14 protein-coding genes are annotated in these 15,399 nt (G+C 74.1%); 9 read left to right on the top strand and 5 right to left on the bottom strand.

Annotated elements, in window-relative coordinates; genetic code table 11:
* Positions 1-4: 4 nt before the first annotated feature.
* The 5 genes from priA (at position 5) to hisF (ending at position 3,550) form a co-directional block, all read left to right on the top strand.
* Positions 5-730: a bifunctional 1-(5-phosphoribosyl)-5-((5-phosphoribosylamino)methylideneamino)imidazole-4-carboxamide isomerase/phosphoribosylanthranilate isomerase PriA gene (gene priA, locus EV376_RS27110; protein ID WP_130327818.1), complete on the top strand. Its 726-nt coding sequence runs from the start codon at positions 5-7 to the stop codon at positions 728-730.
* A gap of 93 nt (positions 731-823) precedes the next feature.
* On the top strand, positions 824-1,267 hold the full coding sequence (locus tag EV376_RS27105) for a MarR family transcriptional regulator (RefSeq protein WP_130327816.1): 444 nt from the start codon (positions 824-826) through the stop codon (positions 1,265-1,267).
* Positions 1,268-1,272: 5 nt separating this feature from the next.
* Entirely contained in the window at positions 1,273-1,698 is a 426-nt protein-coding gene (locus EV376_RS27100; RefSeq protein WP_130328889.1) for an organic hydroperoxide resistance protein, read from the top strand.
* Complete coding sequence (locus EV376_RS27095; RefSeq protein WP_130327814.1) at positions 1,695-2,693, top strand: MDR family NADP-dependent oxidoreductase; 999 nt, start codon at positions 1,695-1,697, stop codon at positions 2,691-2,693. The genes EV376_RS27100 and EV376_RS27095 overlap by 4 nt, the downstream gene beginning before the upstream one ends.
* 89 nt (positions 2,694-2,782) lie before the next feature.
* On the top strand, positions 2,783-3,550 hold the full coding sequence (gene hisF, locus EV376_RS27090) for an imidazole glycerol phosphate synthase subunit HisF (RefSeq protein WP_130327812.1): 768 nt from the start codon (positions 2,783-2,785) through the stop codon (positions 3,548-3,550).
* Positions 3,551-3,648: 98 nt separating this feature from the next.
* Here hisF and EV376_RS27085 read toward each other — a convergent pair whose 3' ends face one another.
* Both EV376_RS27085 and yczE read right to left on the bottom strand, forming a co-directional pair.
* The gene (locus tag EV376_RS27085; RefSeq protein ID WP_130327810.1) at positions 3,649-4,110 is read right to left on the bottom strand and encodes a hypothetical protein; all 462 of its coding nucleotides are present in this window, start codon (positions 4,108-4,110) and stop codon (positions 3,649-3,651) included.
* A gap of 147 nt (positions 4,111-4,257) precedes the next feature.
* Positions 4,258-4,902: a membrane protein YczE gene (gene yczE / locus EV376_RS27080; protein WP_130327808.1), complete on the bottom strand. Its 645-nt coding sequence runs from the start codon at positions 4,900-4,902 to the stop codon at positions 4,258-4,260.
* 59 nt (positions 4,903-4,961) lie between these two features.
* Here yczE and yczR point away from each other — a divergent pair, with 59 nt between their 5' ends.
* Together yczR and EV376_RS27070 are read left to right on the top strand one after the other, a co-directional pair.
* Positions 4,962-6,419 carry a MocR-like transcription factor YczR gene (gene yczR, locus EV376_RS27075; RefSeq protein ID WP_130327806.1) on the top strand — a complete coding sequence of 486 codons (1,458 nt, stop codon included), beginning with the start codon at positions 4,962-4,964 and terminating at the stop codon, positions 6,417-6,419.
* A 56-nt stretch (positions 6,420-6,475) separates the two neighbouring features.
* Positions 6,476-7,789 (top strand): low temperature requirement protein A, encoded by a 1,314-nt coding sequence (locus EV376_RS27070; RefSeq protein ID WP_207228443.1) that lies wholly within the window; start codon positions 6,476-6,478, stop codon positions 7,787-7,789.
* Positions 7,790-7,841: 52 nt separating this feature from the next.
* Here EV376_RS27070 and EV376_RS27065 read toward each other — a convergent pair whose 3' ends face one another.
* The 3 genes from EV376_RS27065 to EV376_RS27055 all read right to left on the bottom strand — a co-directional run bounded on the left by EV376_RS27065 (position 7,842) and on the right by EV376_RS27055 (position 11,504).
* Positions 7,842-9,668: an AMP-dependent synthetase/ligase gene (locus EV376_RS27065; RefSeq protein WP_130327804.1), complete on the bottom strand. Its 1,827-nt coding sequence runs from the start codon at positions 9,666-9,668 to the stop codon at positions 7,842-7,844.
* A gap of 140 nt (positions 9,669-9,808) precedes the next feature.
* Positions 9,809-10,750, bottom strand: coding sequence for a terpene synthase family protein (locus EV376_RS27060; RefSeq protein WP_165438127.1), 942 nt, complete (start codon positions 10,748-10,750; stop codon positions 9,809-9,811).
* A gap of 124 nt (positions 10,751-10,874) precedes the next feature.
* Positions 10,875-11,504, bottom strand: coding sequence for a TIGR03085 family metal-binding protein (locus EV376_RS27055; protein ID WP_130327800.1), 630 nt, complete (start codon positions 11,502-11,504; stop codon positions 10,875-10,877).
* Positions 11,505-11,683: 179 nt separating this feature from the next.
* Between EV376_RS27055 and EV376_RS27050 the strand changes: the two genes are divergently transcribed.
* Both EV376_RS27050 and EV376_RS27045 read left to right on the top strand, forming a co-directional pair.
* The gene (locus EV376_RS27050) at positions 11,684-13,564 is read left to right on the top strand and encodes an ABC transporter ATP-binding protein (RefSeq protein ID WP_130328887.1); all 1,881 of its coding nucleotides are present in this window, start codon (positions 11,684-11,686) and stop codon (positions 13,562-13,564) included.
* Positions 13,561-15,345 (top strand): ABC transporter ATP-binding protein, encoded by a 1,785-nt coding sequence (locus EV376_RS27045; RefSeq protein ID WP_130327798.1) that lies wholly within the window; start codon positions 13,561-13,563, stop codon positions 15,343-15,345. The genes EV376_RS27050 and EV376_RS27045 overlap by 4 nt, the downstream gene beginning before the upstream one ends.
* Positions 15,346-15,399: the final 54 nt, after the last annotated feature.

Below are 15,399 nucleotides of genomic sequence, written 5' to 3'. Positions count from 1 at the left end.
ACCTGTGAGCCTCACCCTGTTGCCCGCCGTCGACGTCGCCGACGGCCAGGCCGTCCGTCTCGTGCAGGGCGCCGCCGGCAGCGAGACGACCTACGGTGACCCGCTGGAGGCCGCGCTCGCCTGGCAGCGCGACGGCGCCGAGTGGATCCACCTGGTCGACCTGGACGCGGCCTTCGGCCGGGGCTCCAACGCCGCCCTGCTCGCCGACGTGGTGCGCCGGCTGGACGTGCAGGTGGAGCTCTCCGGCGGGATCCGGGACGACGCGTCGCTGCGCGCCGCGCTGGCCACCGGGGCCGCCCGGGTCAACATCGGCACCGCCGCCCTGGAGGATCCGGAGTGGTGCGACCGGGTCTGCGGCGAGTACGGGGACCGGGTGGCGATCGGGCTCGACGTGCGGGGGCGTACCCTCTCGGCGCGCGGCTGGACCCGCGACGGCGGTGACCTCTGGGAGGTGCTGGAGCGGCTCGACAAGGCCGGCGCGTCCCGGTACGTGGTCACCGACATCACCAAGGACGGCACGATGCGCGGGCCGAACCTGGAGCTGTTGCGCGACGTCTGCTCCCGCACCGACGCGCCGGTGATCGCCTCCGGCGGCGTGTCCACGCTGGACGACCTGCGGGCGCTCGCCGACCTGGAACCGCTGGGCGTGGAGGGCGTGATCGCCGGCAAGGCGCTGTACGCCGGTGCCTTCACCGTGGCGCAGGCCCTGGCGACCCTGGCCGCGGCCTGAGTCCGCCGGCTGCGTCCGGACCGGTGCCGCGCGCCGGCCTTCGGCCGGACGATTAGATTGTGCACAACTTAATCGTGCGCTACCGTTCCTCCGGTGACCGATGATCTGGTGCTCCGGCGGCAGGTGTGCTTCGCGCTCTACGCCGCGTCGCGCGCCCTCACCGACGTGTACCGGCCCATCCTCGACGAGTTCGGCCTGACCTACCCGCAGTACCTGGTGCTGCTGGTGCTGGGGGAGCACGACGACCCGCCCACGGTCTCCGAGCTCGGCGGCTGCCTGCACCTGGACTCCGGCACCCTCTCCCCGCTGCTCAAGCGGCTGGCGGGGGCCGGCCTGGTGGTCCGGCGGCGGTCGGCCGCCGACGAACGGCGGGTGGCGGTGGAGCTGACCCCGCGCGGGCGGGCCCTGCGCGAGCGCATGGCCGACGTGCCCCGCCGGGTGGCCCGGGCGACCGGGCTGGGCGCCGACGACCTCGTCGCGCTCCGGGACACCCTCACCCGGGTCACCGAGACGATCCACCGACAGAAGGAGCAGTGACGACCATGCAGGTGCTCTACACCGCCCACGCCACGGCCACCGGTGACGGCCGGGACGGGCACGTCCGCACCTCCGACGCCACAGTGGATCTCGACCTCGCGGTGCCCAAGGAGATGGGGGGCGCGGGTGGCGCCGCAAATCCGGAGCAGCTGTTCGCCGCCGGCTACGCCGCCTGTTTCCACTCCGCCCTGCGCCTGGTCGGCCGCCGGGCGAAGGCGGACGTGACCGGCTCGGTGGTCGCGGCGGAGGTCGGCATCGGGCCGAACGGCGGCGGCTTCGGACTGACCGTCGCCCTCGTGGTCGACCTGCCGGCCGTGCCGAGACCGGCCGCGGAGGAACTGGTGGCGCAGGCCCACCAGGTCTGCCCGTACTCGAACGCCACGCGGGGCAACGTCGAGGTGGCGCTGCGGGTCCGGGAGGCGCTGGCGTGACCGCGAGCCGCGAGATCCACCTGGCCTCGCGCCCGCGCGGCTGGCCGACCGAGGAGAACTTCCGCCTCGTCACCACCGACGTCCCCGACCCGGGGCCGGGGCAGCTCCTGGTCCGCAACACGTTCCTGTCCGTCGACCCGTACATGCGCGGGCGGATGGACGACGTCAAGTCGTACGTGCCGCCGTTCGCGCTCGACGCGCCGCTCGACGGCGGGGCGGTCGGCGAGGTGGTGGCCAGCGGGGTCGACGGGTTCGCGCCGGGCGACACCGTGCTGCACGGGCTCGGCTGGCGCGAGTACGCGCTGCTGGACGCGAAGGCCGCCCGGAAGGTGGACCCCGGTCTCGCGCCGGTCACCGCGTACCTCGGCGTGCTCGGCATGACCGGCCTCACCGCGTACGCGGGGCTGCTCGACGTGGCCGGGATGCGGCCGGGGGAGACCGTCTTCGTCTCCGGCGCGGCCGGCGCGGTGGGCAGCATCGTCGGCCAGATCGCCAAGCTCCGCGGCGCCGCCCGGGTGGTCGGCAGCGCCGGCTCCCCGGCCAAGGTCGCACGGCTGACGGCGCTCGGTTTCGACGCCGCCTTCGACTACCACGACGGCCCGGTGCGGGAGCTGCTGCGGTCCGCCGCCCCGGACGGCATCGACGTCTACTTCGACAACGTCGGCGGCGACCACCTGGAGGCGGCGATCGGCGCGCTGCGGCTGCACGGCCGGGCCGCGATCTGCGGCATGATCGCGCAGTACAACGCGACCGAGCCGCCGGCCGCGCCGCGCAACCTGGCGCTGCTCATCGGCAAGCGGCTCACCCTGCGCGGCTTCCTCGTCGGCGACCACGGCCACCTGCGCGACCAGTTCGTGCGGGAGGTGTCCGGCTGGCTGCGCGAGGGGAAGCTCCGCTACGACGAGACGGTCGTCGACGGCATCGAGAACGCCCCGGCGGCCTTCCTGGGCCTGCTCCGCGGCGAGAACCTGGGCAAGATGCTCGTCCGGGTGTGAGGAGGCCCCTGGTTGACACCAGCCACCCGCCGGTGGCCGGCCTCACACGCCGGCCGCCGGTGGGGGCGGCGTTGGATAGGCTCGCGGGCATGACGGTGGCGGTACGGGTCATCCCCTGTCTGGACGTCGACGCCGGGCGGGTGGTCAAGGGTGTCAACTTCCTCGACCTGCGCGACGCCGGCGACCCGGTGGAGCTGGCCGCGGCGTACGACCGGGCCGGCGCCGACGAGCTGACCTTTCTCGATGTCACCGCCTCCGCGAGTGACCGCGGCACCATGCTGGACGTGGTCCGCCGCACCGCGGAGTCGGTCTTCATCCCGCTGACCGTCGGCGGCGGCGTGCGCCAGGTCGCCGACGTCGACACGCTGCTGCGCGCCGGCGCCGACAAGGTCGGCGTGAACACCGCCGCGATCGCCCGGCCGGAGCTGATCGCCGAGATCGCCGACCGCTTCGGCCGGCAGGTGCTGGTGCTCTCCCTGGACGTGCGCCGCGCGCCGGGCGGCACCACGCCCAGCGGGTTCGAGGTCACCACCCACGGCGGGCGGCGCGGCACCGGCATCGACGCGGTCGAGTGGGCGCGGCGCGGAGCGGAGCTGGGAGCGGGCGAGATCCTGCTGAACTCGATGGACGCCGACGGCACCAAGGCCGGCTTCGACCTGGAGCTGATCCGCGCGGTGCGGGAGGTGGTCGAGGTTCCGGTGATCGCCAGCGGGGGTGCGGGCGAGGTCGCCCACTTCGCGCCGGCCATCGGCGCCGGCGCGGACGCGGTGCTCGCCGCGAGCGTCTTCCACTTCGGTGAGCTGACCGTCGGCCAGGTCAAGGACGCGCTGCGCGGGGCGGGCCACCCGGTCCGCTGACCGTCGGCCGGGTCGAGGAGGCCGCGTGCGGGCGCGCCACCCGGTCGGCTGACCGTGCCGTCCCGGCCCGGCGCCCGCGAAGGTGCGCGGGCCGGCGGTCACTCCTGGCGGGCGTGGTTCTCCGGGGAGCGCCGCGGCATCGGGATGGACCGCACCGCGTACTCCTGCACCGCCGCCGCGTGATCGGCCTCGTCGAGATGCCAGTCCGCGTCGCCCGGGGTGTGCCGGCGGCTCAGCGCGCTCTGGACGGTGTCGACGGTCGTGGCCAGGCCGGCGCTGGGCCGGGTGCGCCAGAGTTGCTCACCGTCCGCGGTGATCCGGAACCAGCCGTCGGAGACGCTGACCAGGCCGGCGCCGGCCAGCCGGCGGACGGCCGTCTCGACCTCGTGCCGCTCGGGGATCGCGTGGTTGAGGTGGTCGGCGGTGGAGAGCACGTCGGCGAGGCGGACCCCCTCCGGCCGGCGACTGGACGCCGCCCGGCGGTGCCGGCCGGCACCGCTCGCGATCACCAACGAGACGAAGATCCAGGCGTCGGTCCACCGCCATCGGTTCTCCCCCATGGCCAGATTCTGCCGAGCCCCGGCGGGAAAGAAAACACCCCACCCCGGTACGCCACACCGCGCTCACCCTCCGCACCGCTCCCCGTGGTCGTGCCCCGACCGAAGGGAAGAGCACTCGAAACGAGGGTCGAAGCGCAAGATCGCTGGTCAGGGGGTGGGTACGGGGGCGGGGGGTGGTGGGGCCGGGAGGGGGACGGTCACGCGGGGGAGGAAGAACTGGGTCAGCGGACCGATGGCGAGGGCGTACGCCACCGTGCCCACGCCGACCGTGCCGCCGAGCAGCCAGCCCAGCGCCAGCACGGTGACCTCGATGGTGGTACGCACAAGCCGGATCGAGAGGCCCGGCCGGCGGGCGACGAAGCCCGTCATCAGGCCGTCGCGGGGGCCGGGGCCGAGCCGGGCGCCGATGTAGAGCCCGGTGGCCGCGCCGTTGGCGACGATGCCGGCGGCGAGCAGGGCGGCCCGGGCGGCGAGCGGCAGGTCCGCCGGCAGCAGCGGCAGCGCCGCGTCGACCACGAGCCCGATCACGACGACGTTGCTGACCGTGCCGAGGCCCGGGCGCTGGCGCAGCGGGATCCACAGCAGCAGAACCAGCGCACCGACCGCGATGGTCACGGTGCCGAAGGACAGCCCCGTCAGCTCGGAGAGCCCCTGGTGGAAGACGTCCCACGGGTCGAGGCCGAGGCCCGAGCGGATCATGAGGGCCATGCTCAGGCCGTAGAGCACGAGCCCGGCGTAGAGCTGGGTCAGCCGTCGCGTCGGCCGGTACCGGAGATTGCCAATCGGTGCCACGCGTGCCACTCTAGGGTCCAATTGATGGTGTTGAAGAGCCAATATCGCGGGAGTGGCCCATGACCAGTCAGGTGCGCGGAGTCCAATTGGCCCGGCTCCTCGGTCAGTGGCACGCCCTCCCCGGCCGCCGGCGCAGCCCGGACTACGCCGCCCTGGCCGCCGCCGTCCGGGGCCTGCTGGCCGACGGTCGCCTGCCGCTCGGAGTACGCCTGCCGGCCGAACGCGAGCTGGCCGAGTCGCTGCGGATCAGCCGGACCACGGTCACCGCGGCGTACCGGGAGTTGCGGGAGAGCGGCCACCTCGCCAGCCGGCGGGGCGCCGGCAGCTGGACGATGCTCCCCGGCAACCACCGGATGGCCGGCAGCGGCCTCTGGACCCCGCTCGACGACCGCGACATGATCGACCTCGGGGTCGCCGCACTGGCCGCACCGCCGGAGCTGCTGCCCGCCGCCCGGGCCGCCGCCGAGGACCTGCCCCGCTACCTGGGCGGGGCGGGCTACCACCCGACCGGCGTCATCGAGCTGCGGGAGGCGATCGCCCACGCGTACGCCGAGCGGGGCCTGCCCACCTCGCCCGAGCAGATCATGGTCACCAACGGCACCCAGCACGCCCTGGACCTGGTGCTCCGGCTGGCGCACACCCCCGGCGGGAGCGTGCTGGTCGAGGCCCCCAGCTACCCGAACGCGCTCGCCGCGCTGGCCGCCCGGCGGGCCCGGATCACCACCCACGGTCTCGCCCTCGGCGAGCCCGGCTGGGACGCCGACCTCCTGCTCGGCACCCTGCGCCAGGGCCGGCCCAAACTGGCCTACCTGATCCCGGACTTCCAGAACCCGACCGGCCACCTGATGCCGGCGGAACTGCGGGAACGGCTGGTCGCCACCGCCCACGCCGTCGGCACCGACCTGGTCATCGACGAGTCGTTCGTGGACCTGCCGCTGGACGGCACGCTGGTCCCGCCGCCGGCGGCGAGCTTCGACCGGCACTCCCGGGTGGTCACCGTCGGTGGGATGAGCAAGCCGTTCTGGGGTGGGCTGCGCATCGGCTGGATCCGGGCGTCCGCCCCGCAGGTGCAGCGGCTCGCCGCCGCCCGGGTCGGCGTGGACATGGCCAGCCCGGTGCTGGACCAGCTGGTCGCCGTCCACCTCCTCGCCCAGGCGCCGGCGATCGTGGCGGCCCGCCGGGCGCAGCTCACCGCCCAGCGCGACGCGCTGCTCGGCGCCCTCGCCGAGCGCCTGCCGGACTGGCGGGTCACCGTGCCGCACGGCGGGGTCACCCTCTGGGCGGAGCTGGACGGCCCGATCTCCAGCGCCCTCGCCCGCGCCGCCGAGGAGGTCGGCGTACGCCTCGCGCCCGGACCCCGGTTCGGCCTGGACGGGACGCTGGAGCGCTTCCTGCGACTGCCGTTCACCCTGCCCGCCGCCGACCTGGTGGAGGCCGTCGGCCGGATCGCCGCGGTGCGCTACGACCTGGACCGGGCGCGCCGTCCGCAGTGGGCCGAGCCCGCCGTCATCGCCTGAGTACGCTTCGCCCGATCCGGCCCGGTCGGGCACCCGCCGGCTGGGAGACTGCGCGGGTGGAGAGCGTGTACCGGCTGCCGTGGCCGCGCGGCATCCGGCCGAGCGCGCCGGGCTCGCGAGCCACCCGCCTGGAGCTCTTCTACGACCTGGTGTTCGTCTTCGCGTTCCTCAACGTCACCACGGCCACCGCCGGCAACCTGACCGTTCGCGGCCTGGTCCAGTGCCTGCTGGTGCTCAGCCTGCTGTGGTGGGCCTGGACCGGGTTCGCGGCCCTGGGCAACGTCGTCCGTACCGACCAGGGCATCGTTCCGTTTGTCGGCTTCGCCACCACGGCCGCGGCCTTCGTGTTCGCCGTGGCCACGCCGAACGCGTTCGTGGACCGCCCGGGCAGCCTGTCCGGGCCGCTGGTCTTCGCGGTCTGCTACCTCCTCGTCCGGGCCAGCCAGGTGACCATCTTCGGCTGGGTGGTCCGGCACGATCCCGAGCTGCGCCGCCGCTTCCTGCTGCTGACGCTGCCGGTGCTGGCGGCGACCGGCTTCCTCCTCCTGGCGGCGGTGCTGCCGGACCGGTTCGCCGACCAGACCACGGAGCGACTGGTCCGGTTCGGGCTCTGGCTGGCGGCCATCGCCGTCGAGTACGGGGTGGGCACCGCCGTACGCGGCACCGGCTGGACGGTGCTGTCCGCCGGGCACTGGGCCGAGCGGCACGCGTTGATCGTCCTGGTGGCGCTCGGCGAGTCGGTCATCGCGCTCGGGATCGGGCCCAGCGAGACCGCCGGCCTCGCGCTGACCTGGCCGGTCATCATCGCGGCGGTGATCGGCATCGCCGTGGTGGCCGCGTTGTGGTGGGCGTACTTCGACACGCTCGCGCTGGCCTGCGAGCAGGCCCTGCACCGCACCCGGGAGCAGCGGGCCCGCGCCGGGCTGGCCCGGGACGCCTACACCTATCTGCACCTCGTGCTGGTGAGCGGGATCATCCTGTTCGCCCTCGGCTTGAAGGGCCTGTTGGAGGAGGGCGCCGAGCCGGCCACCGGGGTGTGGGGGCTGCCGCTACCGGGCTTCGACCTGCTGGCGCTCTACGGTGGCGTGGCGCTCTACCTGTCCGGTCTGGCGGCGCTCCGCCGCCGGGTGCTCCGGTCCGTGGGCTGGCCGGCGGTGACGGCCGTGCTGCTCGTCCTCGCGCTCGTGCCGGTGGTGGCGCCGCTGCCGGAGATGGTCGACCTGTTCCTGCTCGCGTCGACCACCGTGGTGGTGGTCGCCGTCCAGACCGCCGTCGACGCGCCGCTGCGCCGGGAGGTCCGGGCGGTGGCGCTGGAGGAGCAGCTCGCGGCCGAGGCCGAGCAGACCGCGTGGCGCGGCCACCACCTGTGACGAGGCATCGGCCCCGCACCCGGGGCGGGTGCGGGGCCGATCGGTCGGGCCGTCAGAGCTCGGCGAGCGTCCCCTCGTACATCTTGTCGATCTCGGCGGCGAAGTTCTGTTCCACACCGCGCCGCTTGATCTTCAGCGACGGGGTGATCTCGCCGTCCTCGATGGTCAGGTCGCGCGGCAGGATGGTGACCTTCTTGATCGTCTCCCACCGGTTCAGCTTGCCGTTGAGCTGCGCGACGTACTCCTCGACCATCGCCTGCGCCTCGGGCGAGGAGACGATCTCGGCGTAGCTGCGGCCCTCCAGGGGCGTGCCCGCCGCCCAGCCCTTGATCGCGTCCGGGTCGAGGGTGACCAGCATCGTGCAGTAGTTGCGCGCCTGACCGATCACCATCGCCTGGGACGTGTACGGGCAGGTCGCCTTGAACATCCCCTCGATGTGCGACGGGGCGATGTACTTGCCGCCCGACGTCTTGACCAGGTCCTTCTTGCGGTCGGTTATCCGCAGGTACCCGTTCTCGTCGAGCGTGCCGATGTCGCCGGTGCGGAAGAAGCCGTCCTCGGTGAACGCCGCGGCCGTCTCCTCGGGCAGGTTGTGGTAGCCGCGCATGACCGGCCGACCCTTGATCAGGATCTCACCGTCGGTGTCGATGCGGCACTCCAGGTCGCCCATCGCCTTGCCGACGGTGCCGATGCGCAGGCCGTCCGGCGGGTTGACGAAGTTGCCGGCGCTGGTCTCGGTGAGACCGTAGCCCTCGGAGATCGGCAGGTTGGCGGCGGCGAAGAAGGTCGCGATCTCGGGGCTGAGCGGGGCGGCGCCCGAGACGAGCACCCGGATCCGCCCGCCGAGGCGCGCCTGGAGCTTGCTGAACACGAGCTTCTCGGCCACCCCGTACTTCAGCCGGAGGCCCAGCGGGACCGGCTTGCCGGCCTGCTCCAGCGCGACCTTCTCCTTGCCGACGCCGACGCCCCAGGCGAAGATCTTGGCCTTCGCGCCGCCGGCGCCCTGCGCGGTGGTGACCGCCCGGTTGTAGACCTTCTCGAAGACCCGCGGCGCGCCGCACATCAGCGTCGGCTTGACCACGGCGAGCAGGTCGACGAGCTTGTCGACCCGGCCGTCGACGTAGGTCGGCAGACCCACGTGGACGGCGCCGCAGAGCAGCGTCTTGCCGAACGAGTGCGACAGCGGGAGCCACAGGTACTGCAGGTCGTCCTCGCGGAGCAGCCCCAGCTCGGCCTGCGCGACGCCCTCCCAGCACCAGCCGCCGTGCAGCAGCTCGACGCCCTTGGGCTGGCCGGTGGTGCCGGAGGTGTAGATCAGGGTGGCCAGGTGGTCCGGGCCGATCCCGGCCACCAGCATGTCGATCAGATCCGGCTCGGCGGCGAGCGCCGCGCGGCCCTTCTCCTCCAGCTCGGCGAGGGTGAGCTGGGGGATCTGCGCCGCGGGGTCGGCCGCACCGTCGAAGAGCACCACATGGGTCAGCGCCGGCAGGTCGGCGCCGACGAGCTTCTCGGCCTGGGCCGGGTTCTCCGCGAACAGCACCCGCGAGCCCGAGTCCGCGACGATGTACGTCGCGTCCTCCGGCTCGGTCGTGGGGTAGATGGTGGTGGTCGCGCCGCCGGCACACATGATGCCGAGGTCGGCGAGCACCCAGTCGAGCCGGGTGTTCGCCAGGATCGCTACCGGATCCTCCTGACCGACGCCCAGGCCGTGCAGCCCGGCGGCGATCGCCTTGGCACGCTGGGCCACCTGCTCCCAGTTCAACCAGATCGGCCCCGAGTCGTCCGGGGCCGGGTAAGCGAAGGCGCGGCGGTCGGGGGTCGCCGCGACACGCTTCAGGAACATGTCAGGGATGGAACGGTACGGTACATCGAGAGCCATCGCTGTAGCCGCCTTCGGGGGTGGTGGCGTGACGGCTGTCACGCCAATGTGCGTTACCGAAGAGTATTGCCTTCCCTCGGGCATCGGCTAGCCCTCCACGCCCCGGGCGGGTCGCCGTCCCGGAAGTCGGAACGCGCCGGTCAGGCGTACCGGGCGGCCGTCCGGGACCAGTCGTAGGTGGCCCGGATCCAGTTGCGGCGGCTGTCCAGCACGACGCGCAGCGCCTCGTCCCCCTCCGTCCGGAGCGCCGCCTCCGCCTCCAGGTACGCCGACAGCGCCTGGTTGAACCGGTCCGCCGCCGCCCGCAGGGCCACCGCCTCGTCGCCGCCGGAGGTCTCGGCGAGCACGGTGACCAGGTTGTGCGCGTCCCGGCTGCCGCGGTTCTCCTTGCCGTAGGAGAAGAGGTCGTTGCACCAGCAGACCAGGTCGGCGGCGAGCAGGTCGAGCGCGGCCAGGTCCGGATCAGCGCACCGCTCCGGGCCGGGCAGGCCGCCGGCGGCGAGGTCGGTGAGGGTGAAGCTGGGCTGGACCGCGCCCGTGTGCCGGCGCATCTGCACGTACTCGCGGGCCAGCGGCACCCGGCCCTTCTCCCGGTTGGCCGCCTCCCACAGCAGCGACAGCAGGTAGGTGCGGACCTGGCTGGTGAAGCGCCGCAGCAGGTCCGGCGGGCCGGCGTCGCGGACCCGGCGACAGAGGTCGTCCAGGGCCTCGCCCAGCGGCCCGACCCCGGTCGGCAGCGCCGCCCGCGGGTCGCCGTGCCGGTCCAGCACGTCGAGCAGGGCCGCGACGGTGGGGGCCAGCCGGGTCGGCGCCGCGCCGAGCCCGTCCTCGTCACAGGTGTCGTCCATGACGAACAGCCAGGAGATCAGGTCCGCCAGCAGGCGCAGGCGGTCGGTCGGACCGACGGGGCAGGCGCGTCCGGCGAGGCCGGCGGCGTCGGCCCGGCGCAGTCGGTGCCCGCTGGTGACCAGACCGAAGCGTCGCGCCCACGTGACACTCTCCCCGCCCACCCGCTCGGTGTCGACGTGGCGTCCGGCGGGGAAGGGAGGTTCCCGAAGCGCAGAGACCGCGAAGGCCCGCATGCGTCCCCCTGTCGCGCCGCCGGGAGGGTGGCGGCGCGGCACAGCGTACGGGAGGCAGGCATCGGATGCGATCAGTGGGTCGAGGGAATCCCACTCATGCGTGTGGCCATCGCCGTACCGAGCCTCATAGGCCCAGGCGGGCGCCGCGCAGCCGGTCCGCCAGGGCCGCCGCGCCGTCGACCTGCACCCGCGCGGCGCGTTGCCGGCCGGTCAGGAACAGCACCAGCTCCCCGGGCGCGCCCACGACCCGGATCGGCTCGCCGCCCCGGCCGGCGGACCGCTCGCCGTGCCCCGGCGCCTGCACCAGCACGGTGGCCGGGAAGCGGCGCAGCGCCAGCCGGGCCAGCCCGCCCGCCCGTCGCCACAGCGCCTGCTGCAACCCGGCGGGCAGGTCCCGGGGCTGCCAGCCGGAGCCGGCGCGGCGGACGTCCTCGTGGTGGATGAAGAACTCCATCGTGTTGGCGATCTCGTCGGTCAGCGGGTTGCTGACCGGGCTCCACACCGGCGGGCGGCGCACCTGCTCGACCAGCTGCTCCCACGGGCCGGCGGCGAGCCGCCGGCGGACCTGCTCGGCGTACCCGCGCAGCGGCGGTAGGAAGATGCCGCCGGCGGCGTCCGGGCGCCGCTCCCGCAGCACCAGGTGGGCGGCGAGGTCGCGGGTGCTCCAGCCCTCGTTGAGCGTCGGCGCTTCCGGTCCCACTGTCTGGAAGAGATCGGCGAGCGACTCGCGCTCCGATCGGGCGTACCGCGGCATGGCGTCGATCGTAGGGCCTGCGTCCGGTGCCGGCGCGCCGGAACGCCGCGACGGGGTGACCGGTGGGCCCCGCCCCACCCGCCGGCGGGGTGACGGCGGACATGTCGTCCCGGTGCGGCGGCCCGGGCCCCCACGCGTAAGGATGGGAGAGATAATTGCGGCTTACGGCGGGGGAGAGCGTGGCGAGCGGTACGAGTCGGGACGTGCTCTGGCGGGGGCTGGTCGTCCTCGGCCGGGCGATCCGGGAACAACCGAGGATCTTCGCGGTCGCGGTGACCGGCAGTGTGTTGTTCGGGCTGATGGTCATCGCCAGCGCGTTCGTGGTCGGCGCGGTGGTGGGCGACGTGGTCGTGCCGGCGATCGCCGACGGACGGGCCGAGGCCGGGGTGCTCGCCCTGGCCGCCGCCGCGCTGTTCGGCATCAGCGTGCTGCGGGTGGTCGGGATCTTCGGCCGCCGGCTCGGCGCCGGCTACATGCAGTTCCGCCTGCAGGCCGCCTACCGCCGCCGGGTCACCCGCCGCTACCTGGAGCTGCCGCTGTCCTGGCACCACCGCAACGCCACCGGCACCCTGCTGGCCAACGCCAACTCCGACGTCGAGGCCGCCTGGTACCCGATCGCGCCCCTGCCGTTCGCCGTCGGCACGCTGGTGATGCTGGTCGGCGCGGTGGCGTCGCTGTTCGTCACCGACTGGGCGCTCGCTCTGGTCGGCCTGGGCGTCTTCCCGGCGCTCTTCGCGCTCAACGTCGTCTACTCCCGGCGGATGGCGCCGCGGCAGGCCCGCGCGCAGCGGCTGCGCGCCGAGGTGAGCGGCATCGCCCACGAGAGCTTCGACGGCGCGCTGGTGGTCAAGACCATGGGCCGGGAGGCACAGGAGACCGAACGGTTCGCCGGCCGCGCCCGCGAGCTGCGCGACGCCCTGGTCTCCGTCGGGCGGCTGCGCGGCGTCTTCGACCCGATGCTGGAGGCCCTGCCCAGCCTGGGCACCCTCGCCGTGCTGGTGGTCGGCACCGTCCGGCTGCGGCAGGGCGCGATCAGCGTCGCCGAGCTGGTCAGCGTGGCGTTCCTGTTCACCGTGCTGGCGTTCCCGGTGCGCGCCATCGGCTGGGTGCTGGCCGAGCTGCCGCGCAGCGTCGCCGGCTGGGACCGGGTCCGGCGGGTGCTCGACGCGACCGGCGAGATGCCGTACGGCGACACCGTGCTCGACCCGGCCGACCCGCGGCCGGCCACGCTCACCTTCCGCGACGTGCACTTCGCGTACGAGCCGGCCGAGGCCCACCTGCCCGGCACCGAGGTGCTCGGCGAGGTCGGCTTCACGGTGCCGGCGGGGAAGACCGTCGCGCTGGTCGGGCCGACCGGCGCCGGGAAGTCCACGATCGCCTCCCTCGCCGTCCGGCTGGTCGACCCCCACGCCGGCACGGTCGCGATCGACGGCGTCGACGTGCGGGACCTCACCGCGGATTCGCTGGCCCGCACCGCCGCGCTCGTCGCGCAGGTGCCGTTCGTCTTCGACGACACGGTCCGGGCGAACATCACCCTGGACCGGCCCGGCATCGGCGACGACGACGTCTGGGCGGCGCTGCGGCTGGCCGAGGCCGACGGCTTCGTCGCCGCCCTCCCCGACGGGCTGGACACCCACGTCGGTGAGCGGGGCACCTCGCTCTCCGGCGGGCAGCGGCAGCGGCTCACCCTGGCCCGGGCCCTCGCCGGTCGACCGCGCCTGCTGGTGCTGGACGACGCCACCAGCGCCGTCGACCCCCGGGTGGAGGCGGCGATCCTGGCCGGGCTCCGGTCGTCGGCCGGCGGGTCGGCGGCCGCGTCGATCCTGGTGGTCGCGTACCGCCGGGCGACCATCGCGCTCGCCGACGAGGTGATCTACCTGGAGCAGGGCCGGGTGGTCGCCCGGGGCACCCACGCCGAGCTGCTGGCCACCGTTCCCGCCTACGCCGACCTGGTGACCGCCTACGAGCAGGCCGAGGTGGAGCAGGCCCAGCAGCGCACGTACGACGACGAGGCCACGCCGCCGCTGGCGTCCGGCCTCGAACTGGAGGTGGACCGGTGACGGTCTCGGAGGCGCCGGAGGCACCGGAGGCAACCGAGTCGACCTGGCGCACGCTGCGGCGCGGCCTGGCGCTCTCCCCGGAGCTGCGGGTCGGCCTGGCCGGCACGATCGGCCTGGCGTTGGTCTTCATGGTCGGCCGGGCGGCCGTGCCGGTGGCCGTGCAGCAGGGCATCGACAACGGGATCGCCGGTGGCCTGGACCTGACCGTGGTGTGGACGGTCGTGACCGTGACCGCCGCGGTGCTCGTGGTCACCACGACCTGCGGTTACCTGATGATGCGCCGGTTGTTCACGGTCAGCGAGACCGCGCTGGCCAACGTCCGGGTACGCGCCTTCCGGCACGTGCACGACCTGTCGATGCTGCACCAGCAGTCCGAGCGGCGCGGCTCGCTGGTGTCCCGGGTGACCAGCGACGTCGACCAGATCACCCAGTTCCTCCAGTGGGGCGGCGTGATCCTGCTGATCAACCTGGGTCAGCTGGTGGTGACCACGGCCGTGATGCTCGCGTACTCCTGGCAGTTGACCCTCGTGGTGTACGTGGCGTTCGGCCCGGCGGTGTTCGTGATCCGGCTGCTCCAGCGGCGCCTGGCCGGGGCGTACGGGGTGGTGCGGCAGCGCACCGGCACGCTGCTCGGCGCGATCGCCGAGAGCGTGGTGGGCGCGCCGGTGATCCGGGCGTACGGGATCTCCGGGCGCACCGCCCGCCGGCTCGACGAGGCGATCGACAACCAGCGGCAGGCCCAGCAGAAGGCGATCCGGATCAGCATCCTGGGCAGCTCGGTCGGGGAGATCGCCGCCGGGATCGCGCTCGCCGGCGTGGTCGTGCTGGGCGTGCTGCTGGGCGCCGACCGCACGCTGAGCATCGGCGAGGTGACCGCGTTCCTGTTCCTGGTCACGCTCTTCATCCAGCCGGTGCAGATCGCCACCGAGGTGCTCAACGAGGCGCAGAACGCGATCGCCGGCTGGCGCCGGGTGCTGGACGTGCTGGACGTCGCCCCGGACGTCGCCGACCCCGGCGAGCAGGGCCGGGAGCTGCCGCCGGGCCCGCTGGACATCCGGTTCGCCGGGGTGGGGTTCGCGTACCCGGGCGGGGTGCCGGTGCTGCACGACATCGACGTGGAGATCCCGGCGAAGAGCCGGGTGGCGGTGGTCGGCGAGACCGGTAGCGGCAAGACGACGTTCGCGAAGCTGCTCACCCGCCTGATGGACCCGACCGAGGGCGACGTGCTGCTCTCCGGGGTGCCGTTGCGGCAGGTGCGGTTCGGTTCGCTGCGCTCGCGGGTGGTGATGGTTCCGCAGGACGGGTTCCTGTTCGACGCCACCGTCGGGGAGAATGTCCGGTTCGCCCGTCCGGAGCTGACCGACGAGCAGCTGACCGCCGCCTTCTCCGAGCTGGGGTTGGCGGACTGGCTGGACGGCCTCCCGGCCGGCGTGCACACGCCGGTCGGGGAGCGGGGCGAGGCGCTGAGCGTGGGGGAGCGGCAGCTGGTCGCGCTGGCCCGGGCGTACGTCGCCGACCCCGACCTGCTGGTCCTCGACGAGGCGACCAGCGCGGTCGACCCGGCCACCGAGGTGCGGCTGCAGCGCACGTTGGACGCGGTGACCCGGGGCCGGACGACGCTCGCCATCGCGCACCGGCTGTCGACCGCGCAGGCGGCCGACGAGGTGATCGTGGTGGACCGGGGCCGGATCGTGCAGCGCGGCCCGCACGAGGAGCTGGTGCGCGACCCCGAGTCGGTGTACGCGCAGCTCTACGCCTCCTGGCTGGAGCAGACCCGGTAGACGTGGCGGGGCCGGTGCTCTACCCTCCGAGTTAGGTGAGCCTAACCTACTGAG

Source organism: Micromonospora sp. CNZ295, assembly GCF_004217535.1.
The sequence above is the reverse complement of the archived record's forward strand: the minus strand, read 5'-3'. Positions and strand labels throughout refer to the sequence as shown.

Bases quoted from the DNA above. Each gene is read 5' to 3' on its own strand.
- EV376_RS27085 (WP_130327810.1), bottom strand. From the start codon at position 4,110: ATGGGGGAGAACCGATGGCGGTGGACCGACGCCTGGATCTTCGTCTCG.
- EV376_RS27055 (WP_130327800.1), bottom strand. From the start codon at position 11,504: ATGCCGCGGTACGCCCGATCGGAGCGCGAGTCGCTCGCCGATCTCTTC.
- yczR (WP_130327806.1), top strand. From the start codon at position 4,962: ATGACCAGTCAGGTGCGCGGAGTCCAATTGGCCCGGCTCCTCGGTCAG.
- EV376_RS27100 (WP_130328889.1), top strand. From the start codon at position 1,273: ATGCAGGTGCTCTACACCGCCCACGCCACGGCCACCGGTGACGGCCGG.
- EV376_RS27060 (WP_165438127.1), bottom strand. From the start codon at position 10,750: ATGCGGGCCTTCGCGGTCTCTGCGCTTCGGGAACCTCCCTTCCCCGCC.
- hisF (WP_130327812.1), top strand. From the start codon at position 2,783: ATGACGGTGGCGGTACGGGTCATCCCCTGTCTGGACGTCGACGCCGGG.
- EV376_RS27065 (WP_130327804.1), bottom strand. From the start codon at position 9,668: ATGGCTCTCGATGTACCGTACCGTTCCATCCCTGACATGTTCCTGAAG.